Origin of the sequence: Microbacterium jepli, from assembly GCF_047237905.1 — a bacterium.
Classification (GTDB): Bacteria; Actinomycetota; Actinomycetes; order Actinomycetales; family Microbacteriaceae; genus Microbacterium.
On record NZ_JBDFLW010000005.1, the window covers coordinates 1,253,770 to 1,276,800 of the forward strand.

Below are 23,031 nucleotides of genomic sequence, written 5' to 3' on the forward strand. Positions count from 1 at the left end.
GCACCGTGCCTTCTGCCCCGGAGTGGCGGCCAATAACGTCGGAGGAGCGCGATCCGATCGGGTGGCGCATCACGGTCAATGATGATTGCGGAGAACAGGCTTGTCGACACCTCACACCGATCTGGGCGAACTCGCAGCGGCGTCGGAGATCGAAGGCTTCACCCTTCTCGCCCATCACGACCTGGCGGGGAGCGGGGACGGATTCCAGGTCATCCGCCAGGGGAAGTGGCTCTACGTGGCCCACCTCGGCGAGAGCGACATGGCGCTCTCCGTCCTGGACATCTCGGACATCGGGAATCCCCGGCTCGTCCGCCAGATCCCGCACCCGGAGAACACCCGCTGTCACAAGGTGCAGGTGGCCGGCGACGTGCTCATCCAGAACGCCGAGCTGCCCTACTGGGCCAAGGGCAAGCCGGGATCCGCCGGCATGTTCGTCTACGACGTGAGCGATCCAGCGGACCCGCGCCGCGTGGGGTTCCACCCGTCGGGCGGAGACGGCGTCCACCGGCTGTGGTTCAGCGAGGCGCCCTACGCGCACATCGCCAACTACCTTCCCGGCGGACGATCCCAGAGCTATGAGATCGTCGACCTCTCCGACCCGGCGAACCCGCGGTCCGTGGGCTCGTGGTCGGTGCCCGGGACGTTCGAGGAGGATGCCGACCCGTGGCCCCAGCACGACCCTGCGGAGTTCTACGGCGTCCACGGCGCCATCCCCCACGGGGATCGGTCGTACGTGTCCTGCCTCGATGCCGGCATGGCCATCCTCGATATCGCCGACCCGTCGGCGCCGTCTCTGCTCGGGCACGTCAGCTGGTCGCCGCCGATGGGCGGCTTCGTGCACACCGCGCTCCCGCTCGCAGAGCGCGGTCTCGTGATCGCCAGCAGTGAGGGGCTTCCGCACAGCATGCAGGCCGGGGACAAGCGCATCTGGGTGATCGACGTGCGTGAGGAGACGCATCCCGTTCCCATCGCCACGTTCCCCGAGCCGCGCCCGCCGGCCTCCTCCGGCGCGACGCACTACCGGGACCTGCCCGGCACCTACGGGCCGCACAACCTGCACGAGAACCGCCCGGGCAGCTACATCAGCGATCAGACCATCTTCGCGACCTACTCGAATGCGGGGCTCAGGGCCTACGACATCGGGGACCCCTTCCGTCCGGAGGAGATCGCCCACTTCGTGCCGCCGGCGCCGACAGGGCGGGACTCGTCGCTGATGAACGACCTCTACGTCGACGAGGATGCCCGCGTGTATGTGACGGATCGCGCGGGTGGCGGGCTCTACATCCTGCAGTACGACGGCCGATGACCTCGGCTGAGAGCACGGCGCCGCGATCGCGGCGCATCGAGGACCGCCCCCGGCGGTCATGGTCTGGAAAGGCCGGAAAGGCACACATGTCACAGCACACCATTCGCCCTCGTCTGGTCGCCGGGGCTGCGATCGCGATAGGGGCGACGCTCGTCCTGGCGGGATGCACCGGTGGAGGGTCGCAGGCCGACGGGGAACAGCAGGTCGACTTCCGATGGACCTATTCGATCGCGGCCGAGGAGTCGACGGCCTACGAGGCGCTCGCAACGGAGTACATGGATGCCCACCCTGAGGTCACCATCGAATTCGACCCCATCCCGAACGACGCCTACGGTCAGACGCTGCGCACCCGACTGCAGGGCGGGAACGCCGCCGACCTCATCCTGGTCGCGCCGGGGTCCGGTCAGGCTCAGGGCGTCGTCGAGCTGGCGGAGGCGGGCTTCCTCGAACCCATCACCGATGAGACGTCGCTCTCGACCATCACGCCCGGCAGCGAGGAGCAGTTCTCCGCGGACGGGAAGGTCTACGCGCAGCCGCTCGAGAACACCGTGACCGCGCTGGTCGTCAGCGAGGGGGCGCTCTCCGCGGCGGGCGTCGAGTTCCCGGAGACGTTCGAGGACCTCCTGGCGGCGTGCCCCACCGTCGCCGCCGGCGGAGGCAGCATGATCTCCCTCGCCGGGGCCGTGCCGCCCAACCCGGGCTCGATGGCCATGACCGTCGCTGCCACTCAGGTGTACGCGGAAGATCCCGAGTGGAACGCCAAGCGCACGTCCGGAGATGTGACCTTCGCCTCGAGCCCCGCGTGGAAGTCGGTGATGGACTCGATCGTCGACATGAACGCCGCGGGATGCTTCCAGCAGGGCGCGGCCGGCGCCGGATTCGACGCCATCGCGTCCGCCCTGGCGTCCGACGCCGCGGTCGGCGCGTTCGTCCCCGCGCGGGTGGCGCGGGAGATGCGGGAGGCGAGCGGCGGCGGCGACTACACCGTCCGCTTCTTCCCGCCGAAGGAGGGCGGTGAGCCCTTCTCCTTCGAGACCGCGCAGTACGCGGTGTCGCTGAACGCCGCGAGCGAGCAGAAGGACGCGGTCCGCGCCTTCATGTCGTGGCTGGCCGAGCCGGCGCAGGCTCTCCAATTTGCGAACTTCAACGAGACGCTGCCCGTCGTGGGCGGCGACCCGACCAACCTGCCGGCTCAGTACGAGCCCGTCGCCGGGCTGCTCGCCGAGAACGAATACCCGCCGGTTCCCAACACCCAGTGGTCGAATGCCGCCGTGAACGACACGCTCGGGTCGGCCGTGCAGGGCCTGCTGACCGGGCAGCTGACACCGGATCAGGTGCTCCAGCGGCTGGACGACGCGTGGGGGCAGTGACCTCAGTTATGCGCTGATCAAGACTCCTTATGATGCAATACGACATAAGGGCATAGTGTGGGGGGTGCGCGACGGTGCGCCGACAGGCCACGTCGGGCACCCCCCTCTGCTCCGAAAGGCTCTGATGCTGCTCGAACGTGACCTCATCCAATCCGTCGGTTTCCGCAACGTCCGCGAGGGCGGTGAGATCACGGGATTCCAGTTCCGTGTGCGTATGCCGTCCTATCGCGGCATGGCGGCGAGCCTGATCGATGGGATCGGGGTGAGCATCCCGGGGATCGTCGACGTCGAGCCCAACGTGCCGCTGTGGACCCTCCAGGGCGAGACGCACACGCTCGCCGAGCTGTGGGAGAGCGACGACCTGCGGTGGCCGCTCGAGGACGCGGCGATCATCACCGTCCCCCTCGCGGGGGGCCTGCCCGACGGCATCCATGAGCTGTCGATCGACCTGCGCCTGCGGATGTCGTACATCCCGGTGGAGCATCAGCCCAGCCGCTACCAGGTCACCAAGAACGTCACCCTCGCACCCGAGGCATCCGGCGCACCCTTCAAGTACGGGGTGTCGCTGTACAGCTTCATGTCCGACTACGGCACCGTGCTCGACCTCGAGACGGCGATGGCCGGCATCGCCGACCTCGGCGCGACGGGGATCGAGATCCTCGGCGAAGGCCACGTGCCCAACTACCCCAACCCGTCGCAGGAGTGGGTGGACGAGTGGTTCCGGCTCCTCGACCAGTACGGCCTCGAGCCGACGAACTACGGGTCGTGGATCGACTCCCGCCTGCATTCCAGCGGTGTGAACGGCCGCGACATGACCGTCGCCGAAGGCACCGCCGCGCTGCAGCGCGACCTGCGGCTCGCGAAGCGGCTCGGGTTCCGGTTCGTGCGTCCGAAGATCGGCGTCGTGACCAGCGACCTCGTGCCGCACCCGATTTGGACCGAGGTCGTCGAAGCATCCCTGCCCCTCGCGGAGGAGCTGGATGTGATCATCTGCCCCGAGATCCATTCCCCCACCCCGATCAAGCACGAGGTCGTGGACGAGTACGTCGAGTTCATCAAGCGGACGGGCACGAAGCACTTCGGGATCCTGCTGGACACCGGCATCTTCCAGGACCGCCCCATCCCCCTGAAGCCGGGGGAGCTGCCCGGCCGTCGCCCCGCGTTCCTGGACGGCATCGGCGTGGACCCGGCCGATGTGTTCGACATCATCGAGCACGTCGTGTTCATCCAGGCCAAGTTCCACGACATCGACGACCAGCTCGAAGACCAGCAGATTCCGTGGGAACCCGTCCTCCGCGCACTGAAGGACGCCGGTTACACCGGGTACCTGTCCAGCGAGTACGAAGGCGAACGCGAGCCCTGGCGCTCCATCGAGCAGGTCCGCCGCCAGCACTCGCTCATGCGCCAGACCGCTGACAAGCTCTGAGACGGGACTCGACGTCATGCCCAACGGACTCATCCACGACGACAGCCTCCGCACGCACGCCGACGGTCTTGCGCTGCGCCTCACCATCCCCTGGTACCGCAGCCTCTGGCTGTCGTCGGTCGGCTCGCTCGAGCTCACCGTCGACGGCGAGGCGGTGGACGCCGCCGACCTGAGCTTCGAGCTGGGCGACCGCACCTACGCGCTCGACGAGCTGCCCGACCAGAGCGAGACGCTGTGGTTCCTCCAGGAGCACCCGCTGCTCGTGGTGCGCCGCGACGCTCCCGTCGCACTCGGCGAGACCCACGAGATCACCCTGATCGGCCAGCTGCGACTGCCGTACATGCAGATCGCGCCCGGCCAGGACGGCGGCCCGGGTATGTACGTGCCGAATTTCGTCCGCGACGTGAAGACGCTCACGGTGACGGATCAGGATGCTGCGGCTCCGGCCCTCGTCTCCGATGTGCCGCCGGCGCCCGAGGCGACCGAGCACGATCCGTTCAAGCTCGGACTGACCCTCTACTCGGCCAGCGCCGAGTTCCGCGCCGGGTGGTTCGACTTCGACGGCCTGCTCGACCGCGTCGCCGAACTCGGCATCGGCCCGGGCATCGAGATCGTCGCGAGCCAGGTCGTCCCCACGTATCCCGTGGTCTCCGACGACTTCGCCCGCACGTGGCGCGACGCGTTCGACCGCCACGGCTTCGACGCCAGCTCGTTCGGCGCGAACCTCGACATGGGCCGCCGGCGCGATCGTGACATGACGCCCGATGAGGAGTTCGACTTCAGCGAGCTGATGTTCCGCGGCGCCAAGAAGCTCGGCTTCCCGCTCGTGCGCATCCAGTCGGCCAAGCCGGAGCTGCTGCGCCGCCTGCTGCCGATCGCCGAGGAGCTCGAGCTCAAGCTCGCCTACGAGATCCACGCACCGATGGGCCCGAACGCCGAGGCGATCCTCAAGGTGCGCGACACGTACGCCGAGCTGGACTCACCTCTGCTCGGATTCGTCGCGGACTTCTCCTCGACGATGCACGCCATGTCGCCGACGCTGCTGCGCGCCGTGTCGCGCGCCGGCCTCGACGGTGAGGCCGTCGAGCGCCTGCAGACGATCTGGGCGACCGACGCCACGATGCAGGAGCGTCAGCAGGAGTTCATCGGGTACCTCAAGGGACGGGACTTCGACCCGGGCCGACTGGGGTCGTTCGCGCACCTGGCCTTCAACATGCACGGGCACGTCGCGCCGCAGGAGTGGGCTGACATCATGCCGCAGATCCTTCACGTGCACGCGAAGTTCTACGACATCGACGAGAACGGCCAGGAGCCGGCCATCGACTACCCGGAGCTCGTGCGCGTCTTCGTCGAGGGCGGCTATCGCGGCTACTGGTCGAGCGAGTGGGAGGGTCACGCCTTCGCCGAGCTGGGCGAGGTCGACCCGCTGCTGCTCGTGCGCAAGCAGCACGATCTCATCCGCTCCGCCATGCGTCAGACGCAGCCCGCGTGAGCGGGCCGGCGGACGCAGCGGTCGATCTCCGCGCGATGCCGCTCGCGGAGAGCCTGGCCTACCTTCGCGAGCACGGAGAGCCGGCCGACCCGCGGCCCGATGTCGACACGGCGTCGCTGCGCCGTCGCTTCCCGCACCTGGCGGGGGTGCAGACATCGGACCTGCGCCTGGACTGCCCGGACAGACGCCTGATCGAGGCCCGGCTCTACCGGGACGCGACGGCTGCGGCATCCGGTCGCGCCCTCGTCTGGGTGCACGGCGGCGCGTTCATCGGCGGTCATCTCGACATGCCGGAGTCGAACTGGGTGGCCCTCGAGCTGGCGTCACGGGGCATCCCGGTGCTGGCGCTGGACTACGTCAAGTGCCGGGGCGACGTGCACTTCCCCGAGCCCTCCGACGATGTGCTGATCGGCTGGCGGCACGCGCTGGCCCACGCCGAAGAGCTCTTCGACGTCGGTCCTGACTCCGTGGTGCTCGGCGGGGCGAGTGCGGGTGGCAACCTGACGGCGGGGATCGTCGCGCGTCTGCGCGACACCGGCGAGGACGTGCCGTCGGGACTCGTGCTGGTCTACCCGGCGCTCCACCCCGGCGAGCCCGGCCGGACGCCGGACCCCACGGCGCCCTGGATGGCGCTGGCCATGAACTACTCGGGCCGGGCGGAGGTGCTGGCCGATCCGCACGCGTGGCCCGGCATCGGCAGCGCGGCCGGCTTCCCGCCGACGCTCATCGTCGTGTGCGAGAAGGACGGACTGCGTCCCTCCGGCGAGGCATTCGCCGGGGCGCTCGCGGATGCGGGCGTCCCTGTCGCGCTCCACCTCGAACCCGACGCCGATCACGGACACATCAATGAGCCGGCCGATCCCACCGCCCGCCCCACGGTCGAGGCGATCGTCGACTGGATCCTCGAGGAACGATGACCACCTTCACCAACCCGATACTGGCCGGTGACAGGCCCGACCCCGCGATCATCAAGGTCGGCGACGAGTACTGGATGACGTACTCCTCGTTCGAGGCGGCGCCCGGACTGCTGCTCTACCGCTCCACCGACCTCGTGAACTGGACGTATGTCACTGCCGCGCTCCCGAAGCCGATCGGCAACACCTTCGCGGTCGACATCGCCGAGCACGACGGACGCTTCTTCATCTACATCCCGTTCATCCCGACGCCGTGGTCGACGCTGACCGACGCCTCGATCTTCGTGATCCACGCCGACGCCATGGCGGGGCCGTGGTCGGATCCGGTCGACCTCGGCATCCGGGGGGCCATCGACCCCGGCCACGTCGTGGGCGAGGACGGCAAGCGGTGGCTGTTCGTGAACGGCATCCGCCGCATCGGGCTCACCGATGACGGGCTGTCGACGGTCGGCGAGCTCGAGAAGGTCTACGACGGCTGGCGCTACCCCGACGAGTGGGTCACGGAGGCCTACGCCCTCGAAGGGCCCAAACTGCTCCGGCGCGGGGAGTGGTTGTACATCGTCAGCGCGGTCGGGGGGACCGCGGGGCCGGCGACGGGCCATATGGTGATCGTCGCCCGCTCGCGCTCGGTGCACGGTCCGTGGGAGAACCACCCGCGCAACCCGATCGCCCGGACGACGGATGCCGCGGAGCACTGGTGGTCGCGCGGACACGCCACCCTCGTGCCCGGTCCCGGGGCGTCGGTGGACGACGACGCGTGGTGGATGGTCTCGCACGGTTACGAGAACGGCTATCGCACACTGGGACGGCAGATCCTCCTCGAGTCGATCACCTGGACCGCGGACGGCTGGCCGGAGCCAGGTGTCATGGATATCGGGGGAGAGCTCGAGGCTCCCTCGGGCGCTGCGCCGCAGCATCCGTCTGCCGCGGTCGTCGACGACTTCTCGACGCTCGCTCTGGGGGAGCGGTGGGGCTTCCACGCGCCGTCACCCGATGAGCTCGACCGCGTGCGCCTCGATGACGGGCTGCGGCTGACGGGGAAGGGCGCGGGGATCGGCGACACATCGCCGCTCGCAATGCTGACCGGCGACCACTCCTACGAGGTGGAGGTCGACGTCGATGCGACCGCGCTCCACGGCGAGGCCGGGCTGCTGCTCTTCTTCAACAACCGGCTGTTCGTCGGCATGGGCATCGACGGGCAGGGGATGCGCAGCTACTCCGGCGGCATCCGGACGCACTGGCGACAGCCTGTGCCGACCGCTGACCGCCTGACGCTGCGGATACGCAACGACGCTCACATCGTGACCGGCTGGTTCCGTGCGGACGGCGGGGAGTGGGAGCGTCACTACGTGCGCTACGAGACATCCGGCTACCACGCCAACACGATCGGCGACCTGCTGAGCCTCCGCCCCGCGCTGTATGCGTCGGGTGAGGGCGAGGCGGTGTTCCGTGACTTCCGCTACACACCGCTGTCCTGACGCCCGACACCCCTGACCCCCACGCGCGAACCCGGACCGCCGCAGACCTGCTGAGGAGCCCCATGACCGACCAGCCCACCCCCCGCCCCTGGACGATCTCCGCCGAGGCGCCGTTCGCGCTCTCGCGCGACGGCGTCCCCGCGCTCCTCCTGGGCGGCCAGGTGCACAACTCCTCGTCCTCGTCGCCGCGCGCGGTCGCCGACTCCTTCGCGCACCTGCGGCGGATCGGGGCGAACACCGTGCTCGCCCCGGTCAGCTGGGCGCTGTGCGAGCCCGTCGAGGGCTCGTTCGACTTCGGTCTGGTCGACGCCATGATCACGGAGGCGCGCCGGGGCGGACTGCGGCTCGTGCTGCTGTGGTTCGGTGCCTACAAGAACGCCGCGTCCACCTATGCGCCCCGCTGGGTGCGGGCGGACACGTCGCGCTTCCCGCGCGCCGAGGTCGAGCAGACCCGCGCGCAGGCGTTCAGCTACGACGGGGCGATGGCGAAGCCGGTGCTGTCGGTCTTCGGCGCGGAGTTGAGGGAGGCGGACGCGACGGCGTTCGAGGCCCTCATCCGCCACATCGCGGCGGCCGATGCCGACGGCACCGTGGCCATGGTGCAGGTCGAGAACGAGTCGGGGCTTCTCGGCGACAGCCGTGACCGCAGCGCGACCGCGGAACAGGCGTGGACGTCCGCGGTTCCGCCGGAGCTCGTGGCGCATGTCCGCGACGCATCCGCGCCGACGACCCTCGCCCGCACGCTGTGGGAGACGGCCGGGCAGCGATCCGCCGGCTCCTGGCGCGAGGTATTCGGTGACAGCTCAGCGGGGCACGAGGTGTTCATGGCGTGGGGGTTCGGGAGCTACGTCGAGCACCTCGCCTCTCGCGGACGCGCGATCGCCGACATCCCGATGTACGCCAACGCGTGGCTCGGTCCGCAGCCGGGACAGGACGAGCCCGGCCAGTGGCCCAGCGGCGGCCCGTCCTCGCGCGTGCTCGACATCTGGCACGCTGCCGCGCCCTCGCTCGCCCTGCTCGGGCCGGACATCTACGTGCAGGACGCGGACGCGGCGATGGCCGCCTACGCCACCGGAGCGCAGCCGCTGTTCGTGCCCGAGTGCCGGCCGCGCGCGGGCGAACTCGTGCGCGCCGTGGGTCGGTACCGCGCGGTGGGCTGGTCGGCGTTCGGCGCGAACGACCTCAACCCCGACGGCCAGGTCGCCGCCACCCTCGGCCTCCTGGCCGCGCTGGAAGACGAGATCGCGGCCGCCCAGCAGCGAGGGAGCATCGCCGCGGTGGTGCTGGAGCCTGAGACCGACCAGGCGACGGTGCACATCGACGGCGTCGACGTCACGGTACGCGCCGGTCTCGCCCTCCTCCATCGGATGCTGCTGGATGCGGGCGTCTTCGTGCCCGACCTCGAGGTGTCGGTGCCGGATGAGTCGCTGCCGGGTGCCGAGGTGCCGCACGCCGGAGACAGCCGGCCATTCGGTCTGATCATCGGCACCGGCGACGACAGCTTCATCGTCGTCGGCCGCGAGCTCGCGCTCGACTTCTTCGTCACCGACCGCAGAGTGGAGATCGACGAGGTGGAGGAGCTCCTGCTCGAGGACGGACGACTCGTCTCCGGTCGCATCCTCAACGGCGACGAGCGGCTCCATCTCGTGCCCACCCACCACGTCGGGGCGACCCGCATCCGCCTGGTCCGTGTCTGACGCCGTCGCGCCGCAGGACGCGGCGCGACGTCCCCTGCGCTGGGGAGTCGTCGGCACGGGCGGCATCAGCCGTCAGATGGTCTCGGACTTCGCGCTCGTGCCGGATGCGGAGGTGGTCGCGGTGGCCTCGCGCGACCGAGCCCGCGCGGACGCGTTCGCCGACGAGTTCGACATCGCCTGCCGATTCACGGACCGGTCGGAGATGTTCGGCGCGGTCGACGCGGTCTACATCGCCACGCCTCACGTCACCCATTTCGATGTCGCGTCGGAGGCCATCGCGGCGGGCCGGCACGTGCTCTGCGAGAAGCCGCTGGGCATGAGTGAAGAACAGGTGCGAGAGCTGACGAGCCGCGCCGCGGATGCCGGCGTCTTCCTCATGGAGGCGATGTGGATGTCGTTCAATCCGCTGATCGCCCGCCTCGTCGCCCTCATCGGCGAGGGGGTGCTCGGCGAGGTCCGCAGCCTCCGCGCCGCGTTCGGCGCGCCGTTTCCGCAGGACGACAGCAGCCGCTGGAAGCCGGGAGGAAGCGCGCTGCTGGATCAGGGGATCTACCCGGTCACGCTGGCCCACACGCTCTTCGGCCCACCGGACTCGATCCGAGCGTCGGGAACGGTGCGAGAGGACGGCGTGGACCTCCGCGAGGAGTTCACGCTGGGCTGGGCGGACGGGCGGTTCGCGCACGGGGCGAGCTCGATGGTCGACTGGCTGGACACGTCGGCGGCCGTCGGCGGCACGGAGGCCTTCGTGACCATCCCCGGGGGCTTCTGGTGGGCGTCTCAGCTCACCGTCCATCACCACATCGGGCGCGGGCAGCACCGCGAGGAGGTCGTCGAGGTCGAGCGCGAGGGCAACGGCTACGTGCCCATGCTGCGCGCGGTGGTCGCGGCCATCCGCGGCGGTGCTCTCGAGCATCCGCTGCACACGGCGGCGACGACCGCGGCGGTCTACCGCACCCTCGACGCCATCCGCAGCGAGATCACCCGGTGACGAGCACCGTGAGCGGCGTGGCATCCGTTCCGTCGGTGATCGTGAGCACCAGCTCGCCCGGCTCGACGACGTAGCGGCTGTCGTCGTCCCAGAAGCCGAGGTCGTCCCACCCGACCTGCAGGGTCACCGTCGTCTTCTCTCCGGCCGGCACGGTGACGCGCCGGAAGCCCCGCAGGCGCTGCACCGGCTGTGCCAGCGTGGCCACGGGGTCGGCGAGGTGGAGGAGGACCACATCGTCGCCGTCGCGCTTCCCGGTGTTGTGCACGTCGACCCGCACGGTCACCAGAGCTCCCGCGCGGAGATCGGCCGCCGACACCGTCGGAGTGTCGAGCTGCGCACCGTCGAGCCGGAAGGTCGTGTACGACAATCCGTGCCCGAACGCGAACCGCGGACCGAGGTCGAGGTCGAGGTACTTCGAGCTGTAGTAGTCGTCCAGGTTGTTCGGGCCCTGCAGCCCGACGTCCCAGCGCTCCACGTCGAGCGACCCGCCGGCGCGCGCGGGCCGACCGGTGCGTTCGTGGTCGTGGTGGATGGGGATCTGCCCGATCGAGCGGGGGAACGTCATCGGCAGACGTCCGCCGGCGTCCACGGCGCCGGCGACCACGCGGGCGATCGCGTCGGGTCCGCGCGTGCCGAGGTGCCAGGTGAGCAGCACCGCGGGGGCATCGTCGATCCATTCCTCCACGACCAGCGGACGGCCGGTCGCGAGCAGGACGACGAAGGGCACGCCGGTCGCCGCGATCGCGCGGATGAGCGCGACCTGATCGCCGGGCAGATGGATGTCGCTGCGCGAGCTGGCCTCGCCGGAGATCGAGCTCGGCTCGCCGACGGCGACAAGGACGAGCTCCTGACCCGCCGCGAGCGCGACGGCCTTCTCGATCTGCGCCGCCGAAGGGGCGAGGAAGTCCGCGCCGTCGGCGACCGTCCAGGACACCTGGGGAAGTTGCGCGGCGAGGGCGTCGGCCAGCGTCCCCGCCTCGGCGCCGAAGTGCTGCACCCAGGCGCCGAGGTGATCGGTGCTGCGTGCGTACGGCCCGGTGAGGAGGATGCGACGCGGCTCGTTTGCGATCGGCAGAAGGCCGCCGTCGTTCTTGAGCAGCACGGGACAGCGCTCCGCCGCACGCAGGGCCTCGTCGAGGGTGTCGGAGGTCGGCGCGGAGCGCTCGGCCGCGGCATCCGCGTACGGGTTCTCGAACAAGCCGAGGTCGCGCTTGAGGCGGAGGATGCGCATCACGGCATCGTCGAGTCGCGCCGCGTCGACGACATCGAGGACGGGGGCGCCCTCGGTCGAGAGCTCGATCCCGCCCATCACGACGTCCAGGCCCGCGGACAGCGCCCGGCCGATCGCATCGATCTCGTCTGCGGCCACTCCGTGGACGGCCAGCTGCAGCACGCCGTCGGCGTCGCCGACCACGACACCGCCGAAGCTGTACTCGTCGCTGAGCACCTCGGTGAGCAGCCGGCGGTTCGCGTGCATGGGCGTGCCGTTGAGGGAGTTGAAGGAGGCCATGACGGTGGCCGCGCCGGCGTCGACGCCCGCGCGGAAAGGCGGCAGGTACGTCTCGCGCAGCCGCCGCCACGACATGTCGGTCGTGTTGTAGTCGCGTCCGCCTTCGGCCGCTCCGTAGGCCACGAAGTGCTTGAGGCAGGAGGCGATGCGCTCGGAGGAGCTCAGGTCGTCGCCCTGATAGCCGCGCACCTTCGCGGCGCCGAAGGCCGACGTGAGGAACGCGTCCTCGCCGAATCCCTCGACCACGCGTCCCCATCGGGGATCGCGTGTGACGTCGACCATGGGCGAGAAGGTCCAGGTGACGCCGCCCGACCGTGCCTCCGTCGCGGACACGAGGGCGTCCGCCTCGGCGACGGCGCGATCGAAGCTCGCCGCCTGGGCGAGGGGAGTGGGGAAGATCGTGAACTGGCCGTGCACGACATCGAGACCGATGAGCAGTGGGATGCCGTGGGCGCTCTCCTCGACGGCGGCGCGCTGCAGGGCGTTCGTCTTCTCCGCACTCTGCGGCCAGAACAGAGCGCCGATGCCGGCGCGGGCGAGAGCGAGCGCATCGGCCTCGTCGCGGCGCCAGAGGATCTGCAGCTGGGCGAGCTTGTCGGCCGGGCTCATCCGGGCGAGGAGGGCGTCGAGGTCGGGCGTGGTCATCGTGTCTCCGGGAGTCGAGTGGGAAAAGGGGAGCGGCCGCCCGGGGAAGCCCCGGACGGCCGCTGTGGTGCTGTGTCTTACTCGCCCCAGGCGGCATCCATGTCGCTGAGCACCTGGTCGACCGTCTTCTGACCGGTCAGCAGACCCTGGACGCCGGCGCCGAGCGCGTCGTAGACGGCTCCGTTGGGCCACGCGGCGTTGGGCAGGCCGGCGTAGTCACCGGCGCTCAGGAGGTCGGCGATCGGAGCGTACGACGGCAGCAGGGTGCTCTTGTCGATGCCCGTGATCGGCACGGATCCGGAGAGCTTGGCGTACGCGGCCGACTCCTCGGGCGAAGCGACCCAGTCGAGGAACGCCTGAGCGGAGGCCTTCACGGCGTCGTCGGACTTCGCGTTGATGGACCATCCGTAGTTCGCGCCCGTGACGGTGAACGCCTTCTCGCCCTTCTTCGGCGGGAACGCCTGCACGTTCAGCTCCTGGCCCGTCGCGTCGGCGATGGAGGCTGCCGCGCTGCCGGGGACCGCGGCGGTCAGCGACGTGCCGCCACCCAGGCCGGCCGTGATGCTGTCGAACGTTCCGCCGGCTGCGCCGTCCTGGAAGCAGCCCTTGTCGTTCATCTCGACGATGTCGTTGAGGACGTCCTTCCAGCCGCTGTCGGCGAAGGTGACCTTGCCCTCGCTGCGCTGCTCGTTCCAGTCGGGCGTCTCGGAGTAGACGCGCGTGGCCGAGATCAGCTGAGCCATCAGGCCGGTGTTGAACGGGATGCCACCGGCGAGGACCGAGAACGTCTTGCCGGCGTCGCGGGCCGTGGTGCAGGCCGTGAGGAGGTCCTCGTACGTCGTCGGGTACGTGATGTTCGCCGCGTCCGCCGCGGTCACGTTGAACACGAGTCCGACCGGGGTGAGGGCGGTCGGCTGGGCGTACGTCTTGCCGTCGATCTGGAAGAGCGACTCGCTGCCGGCGGGCAGCAGGCCCGCGGAGGTGTCATCGAGCGGGGCCAGGAAGCCGGCCTCGGCGAGGCTGATGACGGAGATCGGCTGGCCGGTGCCCGGGGAGAGGATCATCACGTCGGCCGCATTGCCGCCCTGGAGCTGCGTCGTGACCTGGGTGTTGTACGCGTCGGACGGGTAGGGGATGACCTCGATGGGGACCCCGGTCTCGTCGGAGTACTTCTTCGCGGTCTGGGCGTAGAAGTCGTCGGCGTCGTTGGCCTGGGCGACCATGATGGAGAACCCGGTCTTGGCGGGATCGCCGGAAGCGCCTCCGCCGTTGTCGGTCGAGCCGCCGGAGCAGCCGGCCAGGACCAGGACGCCGGCAACGGGGACCGCGAGAAGCGACCACCGGAGCTGCCGGCGAAGCATGTGCTGTGACATTGTTCGAACCTTTCGTGACGTCATCGTCGCCAGCGGCGCAGCTGGCTCGGCTCGGGAGCCGCAAGACCAGAGTGACAGCATTTGCATCATTCCGACATAACAACCGCTTATGTGCGCCTATCGCCCGGCTGATCCCTGTGCCGCCGGCGCCGGGTGTGGCGTGCTGAGGCGCAGGCGCACGGCACCGAGAAGCCCCGCCGGTTCTACGGCCGCCGTCGGCTCGAACACGCCGGTCATCGGTGCGAAAACCTCCCCGGACGCCTGGGCGCCCTCGGCGATGAGGCGGTTGCGCCAGGGATTCGTCACGTGGACGGCGAGCTCGTTCTCACCCGCTCGAATCGCGTTCGAGACATCGACGCGGAACGGGGCGGTCCAGGCCACGCCGCAGTCGGCGCCGTTCAGCACGATCCTGGCGATGTCGCCCACATCCGTCAGCTCGATGGCGGCGGTCCGTGAGACGGCCGCGGGATCGACGGTGAACAGGTGCTGGTAGACGGCCGTTCCTGAGAAGCCACGGCCGGCAGCGTCGGTCCAGGGCAGGGGTGCCGGCGACATGGTCGTCGGCTCCGCGCCGGGCAGCTCGAGCGCCCACTCGCCGTCGAGGTCGACCACGTCCGCATCCGGCTCCATCATCGCGACGGGCTCTTCCTGCTCCAGGACGAACACTGAGCCGAAGGGCGGAAGCGTGAGCGTGACCTCCCCGTCGTCGGCGACCGCGCACGACATCGCGCGCACCTCCACCGGATCCCACACGGCCAGCGGAGCACCGCTCTCGAGGCGCACGCGCAGGTCGAGAGCGGATGCCGCCGGGTTCGCCGCGAACAGCAGCCTCCGGCCGTCCACCACGCGCGAGATGCGCCGCACGGCGCCCCCGGTGACAACCCACTCCGGTGTCAGGCCGAGTCGCCTCAACCCGTCCGGGAGGGAGCCCGGAATCACTCGTCCCACGCCCCACAGGCGGTCGCAGAGCGCGGAGAACTCGGCCGGATCGTCGGCGAGGGACGGCGAGCGGGTGGGGCGATCGCCGATGACGGCGGCTCCGGCATCCACAAGTCTCTCGATCTCGGCGAGCGCGGCGCAGGTCATCTGCGCCGAGGAGCCGCCGAGGAACAGGACGGCGTAGTCGGCCCCGTCGGCGACGATGCGGCCGCCCTCGACGCGCAGGATGTCGCGCAGGGCGTCGGGCCCGACGTAGTCGTGGTCGAAGCCGGCGGGCACCGAGGTGTCCGCCTCCTCCCCGAACAGCCCCGTCACCGGCGCTTCTTCTCCCACGAAGACCGCGACGTCGACATCGGGCCGTCCCGCCGACAGCAGAGTACTGCAGCGAGCCAGGTAGTCGATCCATGGACCCGCGAAAGCGCTCCAGGTCTCGTTCACCGTGAAGGCCTGCCCGAGGAACGGCGCGAGCGCTATGCCCGGCGGCGGGGCGGCGATCGGCTGATGCGGCGAGGTGTGGATGCAGAACCGCGTCACGCCGAGCGTCAGCTGCAGGTCGGCGATGTGCTTGAGCGCCTTCGGCGACCACGACCACGGCCGGCCGAACGAGGTGAACGCTTCGCTGCCCGTCCCGTCCTTGCCGTAGACGTGGGAGACGGATGCTGCGCCCTTGAGGTCGGCGACATAGGTCGGCCGTGGAGAGCCGTCGGGGTCGAATGTCCACATGGCCCCCATCGGGACGTCGGCCTGTGCGCGCATCGCCAGATCGTCGCCGAGCTGCGGGCGACGGTCTTCGAGGGCTTCCGCGTAGTACCGCATCCCCCGGCGGCGAGCCTCGGAACCGAGCGTGCCGTAGTACTCCCGCGCCAGCAGCTCCGCGATGGTGCGGCGCCAGTCGAAGAGGAAGGCGTCTGACTCTTCGGGCGACGCCACGACGAAGCCCGCCAGCACGGGCAGCCACGGCCGGGCGTCGTACTGCCGGCGTGCGGCGAACTCCTCCTCGATGCGGTCGGTCCAGTTCTGGGAGCCCGACTCGATGCTGTCGCTGAGCAGGGCGTCGAAGCGGGAGGTCGCTCGTTCGTCGCCGAGGCGGGAGAGGTGCCCGCGGAGGTAATCCGCGACACGTCGTCCGTCGAGCTTGTCCACCTCGAGTCCGGTCGAGTCCGCCGGCGCAGGCCCGTTCGTCTGCCCGGTGAGGGAGGCGCCCAGGCGCACGACGCGCCAGCGACCGGCCGGCGCCGGCCAGTCGAGCACGCCGTCGCGGACGTGCGCGGTCACGTCGACGATGTCACGCGCCTCGACGATTCCGAGAGGGCTGGTCGTGTCCGTGTCGACGGCGTAGTAGTCGTCGACCACGCCGAACCCGGCCTTGACCTCTGCGTGGTGCACCCGCGTCGCCGGGAACAGAGCGAACTGCGACACGAGGAATGCGTCCGCGCGGCGCAGCACCGGCGGCATCCGCACCCCGTCCTCCAGAGGAGGAAGCGCCTCGGCCGCGCTCGCCCCGGAGAGCCGGAGGCGGAAACGGCGAGCGGTCACGGGTGCGAACGACGCGGTCCGGGCCGGCACGGTGGTCACATCGAGCCGGGCGACCTCGTGCCAGGCGTCGCCGTCGTTCGACGACTCGAGCACGGCCTCCGGCGGCGGTGCGGCGCCGAAGCCGCGCGGTCCGGGCAGGCCGACGACGACGGATCGCACGGTGACCGGCACGTCGAACGTCTGCTCCAGCCATCCCTCCGACCACGCGTCGGGGTCGCGCGGGATGCTCAGGGCGTCGGCGAACGAGCCGTCCGTGAGGACTTCCGGACGCTCGACCGGGCCGGAGGCGCGGACGGCACCGGGGGAGAGAGCGTGCAGGCCGTCGTGGTCGGGGATCGCCAGCACGACCCAGTCGACGGCGAAGCCGGGGGAGGCCGGCGCTCCCCACCGCGGCGTGTCCTGATAGAGCCCCGGCACCGACGGGAGGTCGGCGAGCCGCGTCTGCACGCGGCCGCCGCCGTCGACGACGGTCTCGCTCCAGACGACCTTCTTCATGGCGTCCTCCGGCCGCACCCACGGCCCGCCGGCGGCGCTCCAGCCCGACGAGGTCGCGACGGCGAGCTCCAGCCCGAGGTCGCCAGCCGTGCGCACGGCGGTGTCGACGGCGTCGGTCCACGCCGCAGAGCCCGGCCGCACGGCCTCGGGCACCACCAGCGGCATCCCCATTCCGCCGTCGAACATCTGGACGCCGCGGACGCCGACGCCATGCAACCAGGTCAGGTCGCGGACGATGCCCGCCGGGTCGATGTTGCCGTCCATCCAGTGCCACCAGACACGCGGACGAGCCTCGTCCGGCGGGCGCGTGAAGGCGTTCCACAGGGCACTGGTTGCGGGCGCCGACGGCGGGGCATCGGGGGAGCTGTGAGGGGTCGCGTCATCGAGAGGGGTCACAGCGAAGCATCCTGACAGGCTCCGTCGCCCGCGTCACCGCTGAGCGTCGTCGGCGACTTATACCGAGTATCGCCATGACTAATGTGTGATTCCGACGCAAGCGTGTGATAGTGGATCGCGAGCGCACCACGCCTTCCCGGAGCGCATGACGACGAGGTCAGAGAGCAGACGACGTGACGATCGAGCAGGACAGTACTCGCACCCTCACCGTGCCTCCCAAGGCTCGGCGCACTCCGCCGCCCAAGCGCCAGGGCCGCGCGCTCATCAGCTACGGGCACTGGTGGTGGGCACTCCCCGCCGTCGTGCTGGTCATCGGCGTCCACTACGCCGCGACGCTGACGGGCGGGTTCTTCGCCTTCACGAACTGGACCGGTCTCGGCAAATTCGACATCATCGGCTTCAAGAACTTCGAGCGCATCTTCGCCGACCCTCAGCTGCTCGGTGCCGTGTGGAACACCCTGTTCCTCGCCTTCGGCTCCGTCATCCTGACCAACGTCGTCGGGCTGCTGTTCGCGCTCGCCATCAATCGCACGCTCAAGTCCCGCTACATCCTGCGCACGCTGCTGTTCATGCCGGTGGTCCTCAGCCCGCTCGCCGTGGCCTACGTCTGGAAGTTCATCTTCCAGTTCGACGGCCCGCTCAACGATCTGCTCGGCGCGGTGGGGCTCACCGAGTTCCAGAAGGTGTGGCTGGCCGACCCGACCTGGTCGATCTGGGCCATCCTCCTGACCGTCGTGTGGCAGCAGACCGGTTTCACGATGGTCATCTACCTCGCGGGGCTGGCCTCGGTGCCGGTCGAGGTGGAGGAGGCAGCCGCGCTGGACGGCGCCGGACTGTGGGCCCGATTCTGGAACGTCACCGTCCCGGCGATCCGCCCCTCCATCGCCATCGCGACCACGCTCGGCATCATCCAGGGGCTGCGCATCTTCGACCAGATCCTCGCCCTCACGGGCGGCGGGCCGGCCGGCGCCACCGAGACGCTCGCGACCGAGGTCTACAAGCAGGCCTTCTCGCTCGGGCAGTTCGGCTTCGGCTCCGCCCTTGCCCTCGTGCTCACCGTCATCATCCTGGCGTTCGCCATCCTCCAGCAGTACGTGACCCGCGACCGCGACGCCGGAAAGGCCTGATCATGTTCCGTTACACGAAACTCACCGCGGTCCGCGAGGTCTTCGTCTGGATCGTCACCCTGATCGGCCTGCTGCCGTTCTACATCCTCATCGTCACGGCGTTGAAGACCGACAAGGAGACGCTCACCACGAGCGCCGTCGCCCCGCCCAGCGGACTGGACTTCAGCGCGTTCGTGCAGGTGCTCACCACCACGGGACGCAACAGCATCCCCATGAGCATCCTCAACAGCGTGATCATCACGGCCGGCGCCGTGCTCGGACTCGTGCTCCTCGGATCGATCGCGGCGTACGTCATCGCGCGCCGCACCCGCCGCTGGACGACGATCACCTTCTATCTCGTCCTCATCGCGATCATCCTGCCGGCGCAGCTGGGCACCGTCCCGCTGTACATCGGGGCACGCACCGTCGGCCTCACCGGCAACGCGGTCGGCATGATCCTCCTCTGGATCGGCATCCTGCTGCCTCTGTCGGTCTTCCTCTACGCGAGCTTCTTCCGCGGACTGTCGACCGAGTACGAGGAGGCGGCCGTCATCGACGGCGCCTCGCCCACGCAGGCGTTCTTCCGGGTGGTGCTGCCGCTCATGGCGCCGGCTACCGGCACCGTGGCGATCCTCGCCGGACTCATCGTCTGGAACGACTTCTTCAATTCGCTGATCTTCCTCGGCGGGTCGACGACGCAGACGCTGCCGGTCGCGATGTACACCTACGTCGGCGGTCTGGTGTCGGCCTGGAACAAGATCTTCGCCGTCGTGATCATCTCGATGATCCCGATCCTCGCGTTCTACATGTTCGCGCAGAAGCAGTTCATCCAGGGCTTCGCCGGCGGACTCAAAGGCTGACGGCGTGCTCCGTCTGCTCGATCGGCTCGACGAAACGCTCCCCGGCGGCGACGACGGACTGCACCTCGCGGGCGGCATCGCGGAACAGCGAACGCATCCAGGCATGTTCGGGATCGCGCTCGTGCACGGGATGCCACCACAGCGCGTTCGCCGTCGGCGTGGCGTCGAAGGGCGGCTCGAGGATGCGGATGCCGGGAAGGCGGCCGATCTCGGGCGCGAGGGCTGCCTGGACGAGTCCGAGACGCGTGGTTCCGACCACGAAGTTGGGCAGGGACAGGAAGCTCTCGACGACCACCTGCACCTCGGGCTCGATGCCCAGGAGCTGCAGCTGGCGGCCGGCCGAGGTGAAGGCGGAGCGCGAGCGGTAGGTGAACACCCACGGGCAGGCCGCGAGGATCTCCATGCTGAGGCCGTCGGCGATGAGCGGGTTGGCCTCATCGGCGACGATCACCCAGCGGTCGCGCCACAGGTCTTCGTAGGGCAGGTCGGTGAGGTAGCCGTGGGGGATGACCATCGCGTCGACCGACCGCAGGCTGTTCGCCGCGTCGTCGACGATCGAGTTGTTGTGCAGGAGGAAGCGGAAGCGCACTCCGGGAGCGGTTTCGGCGGCGGCGCGCGAGACCGCGGCGCCGATCGTGGCGAAGCCGTAGTCGGAGCCGTAGATCGAGAACTCACGCGTCGACTCGTGCGGCGTCCAGGTCGCCTGGCTCTCGAAGACCCGGCGCGCCGCGTCCAGCGCGATCGTCGTGTGCTCAGACAGGCGCAGCGCGAGCGGGGTCAGCTCATAGGCGTTGCCGCGTCGGGCCAGGATCGGGTCGTTGAAGTGGTTGCGCAGGCGGGCCAGCGACGCGCTCAGCGCCGGCTGGCTGAGGTGCAGACGCTCCGCCGCCCGCGTCACGCTCCGCTCGGTGAGCAGCGCGTCGAGAGCGACCAGCAGGTTGAGGTCGAGTCGCGACAGAAGAGGGTGATCGGCCACGGCGATGTGATCCTTCGCTCGACGTCGGGTGAAGCATCCATCTTATCGACCCTGTCTATCCGCCAGCCAGAAGGCATCGGCGCGGCCGATGACCTCTCGCATCCATAGAACGTTCAGAGAAAGACGACACATGTACCAGCTCGCACCCAACATCGAACTCCTCTTCACCGAGGCGGGGGACTACCACGACCGCGTGCGCGCCGCCGCGGCCGCCGGCTTCGACGCCGTCGAGATGTGGGGTCCGACCGGCGTGGACGCGCCCGCGACGCCGAAGGACCTTCCCGCGCTGAAGGCCGCCCTGGATGAGACCGGCGTGCAGCTGACCGCCCAGCTCTCCGAGCCGCGCACGCAGTTCATGATCCCGCCGTGGGACCACTCCGAATTCTTCCGCAAGCTCGACGAGGGCGTGCAGATCGCCCAGGACCTCGGATGCCCGCGCATCGTCGTGGGCAGCGGCACCGGCTTCGGCGGGTGGAAACGTCAGGTGCAGCTCGACAAGCTCGTCGAGATCTACCAGAAGGCCACGGCGCAGATCGCGGGCTCCGGCATCACGCTCGTCCTCGAGCCCGTCAACGTCCGTGTCGACCACCCGGGCTCCCTGCTGGACCGCACGGCGGAGGGCGTCTGCGTCGCCCGCGGCGTCGACTCGCCCTTCTTCGGCGTGCTCTACGACATCTACCACTCGGCCGTGGAGGGCGAGGACATCGAGACCGAGCTGACGAACGCCGGCTCCCTCATCAAATACGTGCAGCTCGCCGATGCCCCTGGCCGCGGGGAGCCCGGCACCGGCGACCTCGACTGGCCGGCCACCCTCGCTCTGCTCCGCCGCTCGGGCTACGACGGGCCGATCGGCCTGGAGTACTACCCCCAGACCGCCACCGAGGAGTCGGTGCGCTACATCCGCGACGTGGCGGCCCAGGCATGACCGGCCGCTACCCCGCGTCCGTCGACGTCGCCATCGTCGGAAGTGGTCCGGCCGGTGCCGCCTATGCCCGCATCCTGAGCGAGCGGGCGCCGGAGGCGACCATCGCGCTGTTCGAGGTCGGTCCCACGGTGACCGATCCGCCGGGTGCGCACGTGAAGAACATCGCCGACCCCGCCGAGCGCGCCGAGGCGCAGACCCGGTCGGAGGGGCCGCACGCCGTCGAGAGCGCCGACCGCACCGGCGGCATCGTCAAGACCAGCCAGCGTCGTGCCCGGCCGGGCACGTATCTCCTGGAGAGCGGCTACCAGGTCGAGGGCGAAGACGGCCTGCCCGTCGCGGCGATGTCGAGCAACGTGGGAGGCATGGCCGCCCACTGGACCGGCGCGTGCCCGCGGCCCAACGACAGCGAGCGGATAGCGATCCTCGACGCCGACGGCACGTTCGACGAGCTGCTCTCGGAAGGCGAGCGGCTCCTCGGCGTCACGACCGACGCCTTCGACAACTCCGCGTACGGCTCACTCGTGCGCGACCGCCTCGCCGCGGCCGAGGACGAGGGCCGCATCGCGGCGACCCGCGTGCAGCGGATGCCGCTCGCGGTGCACCGTCGCGACGACGGCAACCTCGTCTGGTCGGGGTCGGACGTCGTCTTCGGCGACGTCACGCGCGCGAATCCGCGGTTCACGCTCTTCGACGAGTCACTCGTCACGCGCGTGATCGTCGAGGACGGTCGCGCCGCCGGTGTGGCCGTGACCGACCGCCGCGCGGGGGAGACCTCGGAGGTGCGCGCGCGCTTCGTCGTCGTGGCCGCCGACGCGCTACGCACCCCGCAGATCCTGTGGGCGTCCGGCATCCGTCCCGACGCCCTCGGCCGCTATCTCAACGACCAGGCGCAGATCGTGTTCGCCGTGCGCATCCGCGACCTTCCCGCCCTCGAGGGGGAGGGCGCGGGCGCGACCGGCCTCAGCGAGTACAGCGGCGTCACGTGGGTGCCCTTCACCGACGACATGCCGTTCCACGGCCAGGTCATGCAGCTCGACGCCTCGCCGGTGAAGCTCGCCGACGACGACCCCGCGGCGCCCGGCTCCATCGTCGGACTCGGCCTCTTCTGCGCGAAGGACCTGCAGGAATCCGACCGGGTGGAGTTCTCCGAGACGGACGTCGACGGCTACGGGATGCCGGCACCCACGGTGCACTACACCCTGACCGACCGCGACCGCGAGGTCATCGCCCGCGGCAAGGAGGAGATCGTCCGCCTCGGCAGGGCCGTCGGCGAGCCTCTCGACGACCGGCCGTTCGTGATGCCGCTCGGCGCCTCGTTGCACTACCAGGGCACCACGCGCCTGGGTGCGGAGGACGACGGCACCAGCGTCTGCTCGCCCCAGGGCGAGGTGTGGCAGGTGCCCGGTCTCTACGTCGCCGGCAACGGCGTCATCCCGACCGCGACGGCCTGCAACCCGACCCTCACCGGAGTCGCGCTCGCCGTCAACGGCGCCCGGGCGATCGCCGACCAGCTCACTCATGACTGAGCAGCCAACATTGCTTATGTCGAATTCAATCATTAGTATGAAGAAATAATGACAAAGAAGTCCGCGGCCTCGT

Annotated in this window: 16 protein-coding genes; 12 read left to right on the forward strand and 4 right to left on the reverse strand. The window is 70.0% G+C overall.

Annotated elements, in window-relative coordinates:
* The first annotated feature begins 100 nt into the window (after positions 1 to 100).
* From ABC304_RS10120 to ABC304_RS10155, 8 genes are all read left to right on the forward strand, one after another.
* Entirely contained in the window at positions 101 to 1,306 is a 1,206-nt protein-coding gene (locus tag ABC304_RS10120; RefSeq protein ID WP_412930481.1) for an LVIVD repeat-containing protein, read from the forward strand.
* An 86-nt stretch (positions 1,307 to 1,392) separates the two neighbouring features.
* Positions 1,393 to 2,676, forward strand: coding sequence for an ABC transporter substrate-binding protein (locus ABC304_RS10125; RefSeq protein ID WP_412930482.1), 1,284 nt, complete (start codon positions 1,393 to 1,395; stop codon positions 2,674 to 2,676).
* A gap of 124 nt (positions 2,677 to 2,800) precedes the next feature.
* The gene (locus tag ABC304_RS10130; RefSeq protein WP_412930483.1) at positions 2,801 to 4,102 is read left to right on the forward strand and encodes a C-glycoside deglycosidase beta subunit domain-containing protein; all 1,302 of its coding nucleotides are present in this window, start codon (positions 2,801 to 2,803) and stop codon (positions 4,100 to 4,102) included.
* A gap of 16 nt (positions 4,103 to 4,118) precedes the next feature.
* Positions 4,119 to 5,594, forward strand: a complete 1,476-nt coding sequence (locus ABC304_RS10135) for a C-glycoside deglycosidase beta subunit domain-containing protein (RefSeq protein ID WP_412930484.1) — start codon at positions 4,119 to 4,121, stop codon at positions 5,592 to 5,594.
* Complete coding sequence (locus ABC304_RS10140; protein WP_412930485.1) at positions 5,591 to 6,511, forward strand: alpha/beta hydrolase; 921 nt, start codon at positions 5,591 to 5,593, stop codon at positions 6,509 to 6,511. Before ABC304_RS10135 ends, ABC304_RS10140 begins: the two co-directional genes overlap by 4 nt.
* Positions 6,508 to 7,986, forward strand: coding sequence for a family 43 glycosylhydrolase (locus tag ABC304_RS10145; protein ID WP_412930486.1), 1,479 nt, complete (start codon positions 6,508 to 6,510; stop codon positions 7,984 to 7,986). Before ABC304_RS10140 ends, ABC304_RS10145 begins: the two co-directional genes overlap by 4 nt.
* A gap of 62 nt (positions 7,987 to 8,048) precedes the next feature.
* The gene (locus ABC304_RS10150; RefSeq protein WP_412930487.1) at positions 8,049 to 9,683 is read left to right on the forward strand and encodes a DUF5597 domain-containing protein; all 1,635 of its coding nucleotides are present in this window, start codon (positions 8,049 to 8,051) and stop codon (positions 9,681 to 9,683) included.
* On the forward strand, positions 9,676 to 10,671 hold the full coding sequence (locus ABC304_RS10155) for a Gfo/Idh/MocA family protein (RefSeq protein ID WP_412930488.1): 996 nt from the start codon (positions 9,676 to 9,678) through the stop codon (positions 10,669 to 10,671). The genes ABC304_RS10150 and ABC304_RS10155 overlap by 8 nt, the downstream gene beginning before the upstream one ends.
* On the opposite strand, the gene ABC304_RS10160 is transcribed toward ABC304_RS10155, so the two are convergent.
* From ABC304_RS10160 to ABC304_RS10170, 3 genes are all read right to left on the reverse strand, one after another.
* On the reverse strand, positions 10,661 to 12,826 hold the full coding sequence (locus ABC304_RS10160) for a glycoside hydrolase family 3 N-terminal domain-containing protein (protein ID WP_412930489.1): 2,166 nt from the start codon (positions 12,824 to 12,826) through the stop codon (positions 10,661 to 10,663). The genes ABC304_RS10155 and ABC304_RS10160 overlap by 11 nt on opposite strands.
* A 77-nt stretch (positions 12,827 to 12,903) precedes the next feature.
* A complete protein-coding gene (locus tag ABC304_RS10165; RefSeq protein ID WP_412930490.1) occupies positions 12,904 to 14,199 on the reverse strand; it encodes an ABC transporter substrate-binding protein in 1,296 nt (431 codons plus the stop codon).
* 117 nt (positions 14,200 to 14,316) lie between these two features.
* The gene (locus ABC304_RS10170) at positions 14,317 to 17,565 is read right to left on the reverse strand and encodes a glycosyl hydrolase (RefSeq protein ID WP_412930491.1); all 3,249 of its coding nucleotides are present in this window, start codon (positions 17,563 to 17,565) and stop codon (positions 14,317 to 14,319) included.
* A gap of 173 nt (positions 17,566 to 17,738) precedes the next feature.
* On the opposite strand from ABC304_RS10170, the gene ABC304_RS10175 reads away from it, so the two are divergent.
* Together ABC304_RS10175 and ABC304_RS10180 are read left to right on the forward strand one after the other, a co-directional pair.
* On the forward strand, positions 17,739 to 18,692 hold the full coding sequence (locus ABC304_RS10175) for a carbohydrate ABC transporter permease (protein ID WP_412930492.1): 954 nt from the start codon (positions 17,739 to 17,741) through the stop codon (positions 18,690 to 18,692).
* Between the two features lie 2 nt (positions 18,693 to 18,694).
* The gene (locus ABC304_RS10180; RefSeq protein WP_412930493.1) at positions 18,695 to 19,531 is read left to right on the forward strand and encodes a carbohydrate ABC transporter permease; all 837 of its coding nucleotides are present in this window, start codon (positions 18,695 to 18,697) and stop codon (positions 19,529 to 19,531) included.
* Here the strand turns inward: ABC304_RS10180 and ABC304_RS10185 are convergent.
* Positions 19,521 to 20,507: a LysR family transcriptional regulator gene (locus tag ABC304_RS10185; RefSeq protein WP_412930494.1), complete on the reverse strand. Its 987-nt coding sequence runs from the start codon at positions 20,505 to 20,507 to the stop codon at positions 19,521 to 19,523. The two genes, ABC304_RS10180 and ABC304_RS10185, sit on opposite strands and share 11 nt — an antisense overlap.
* Before the next feature lie 130 nt (positions 20,508 to 20,637).
* Here ABC304_RS10185 and ABC304_RS10190 point away from each other — a divergent pair, with 130 nt between their 5' ends.
* Entirely contained in the window at positions 20,638 to 21,432 is a 795-nt protein-coding gene (locus ABC304_RS10190) for a TIM barrel protein (RefSeq protein ID WP_412930495.1), read from the forward strand.
* Complete coding sequence (locus ABC304_RS10195) at positions 21,429 to 22,958, forward strand: GMC oxidoreductase (RefSeq protein ID WP_412930496.1); 1,530 nt, start codon at positions 21,429 to 21,431, stop codon at positions 22,956 to 22,958. Before ABC304_RS10190 ends, ABC304_RS10195 begins: the two co-directional genes overlap by 4 nt.
* Positions 22,959 to 23,031: the final 73 nt, after the last annotated feature.

Excerpts from the sequence above, each read along its gene's own strand:
- ABC304_RS10135 (WP_412930484.1), top strand. The coding sequence starts at position 4,119 with ATGCCCAACGGACTCATCCACGACGACAGCCTCCGCACGCACGCCGAC.
- ABC304_RS10125 (WP_412930482.1), top strand. The coding sequence starts at position 1,393 with ATGTCACAGCACACCATTCGCCCTCGTCTGGTCGCCGGGGCTGCGATC.
- ABC304_RS10130 (WP_412930483.1), top strand. The coding sequence starts at position 2,801 with ATGCTGCTCGAACGTGACCTCATCCAATCCGTCGGTTTCCGCAACGTC.
- ABC304_RS10165 (WP_412930490.1), bottom strand. The coding sequence starts at position 14,199 with ATGTCACAGCACATGCTTCGCCGGCAGCTCCGGTGGTCGCTTCTCGCG.
- ABC304_RS10180 (WP_412930493.1), top strand. The coding sequence starts at position 18,695 with ATGTTCCGTTACACGAAACTCACCGCGGTCCGCGAGGTCTTCGTCTGG.
- ABC304_RS10190 (WP_412930495.1), top strand. The coding sequence starts at position 20,638 with ATGTACCAGCTCGCACCCAACATCGAACTCCTCTTCACCGAGGCGGGG.
- ABC304_RS10160 (WP_412930489.1), bottom strand. The coding sequence starts at position 12,826 with ATGACCACGCCCGACCTCGACGCCCTCCTCGCCCGGATGAGCCCGGCC.
- ABC304_RS10145 (WP_412930486.1), top strand. The coding sequence starts at position 6,508 with ATGACCACCTTCACCAACCCGATACTGGCCGGTGACAGGCCCGACCCC.
- ABC304_RS10195 (WP_412930496.1), top strand. The coding sequence starts at position 21,429 with ATGACCGGCCGCTACCCCGCGTCCGTCGACGTCGCCATCGTCGGAAGT.
- ABC304_RS10150 (WP_412930487.1), top strand. The coding sequence starts at position 8,049 with ATGACCGACCAGCCCACCCCCCGCCCCTGGACGATCTCCGCCGAGGCG.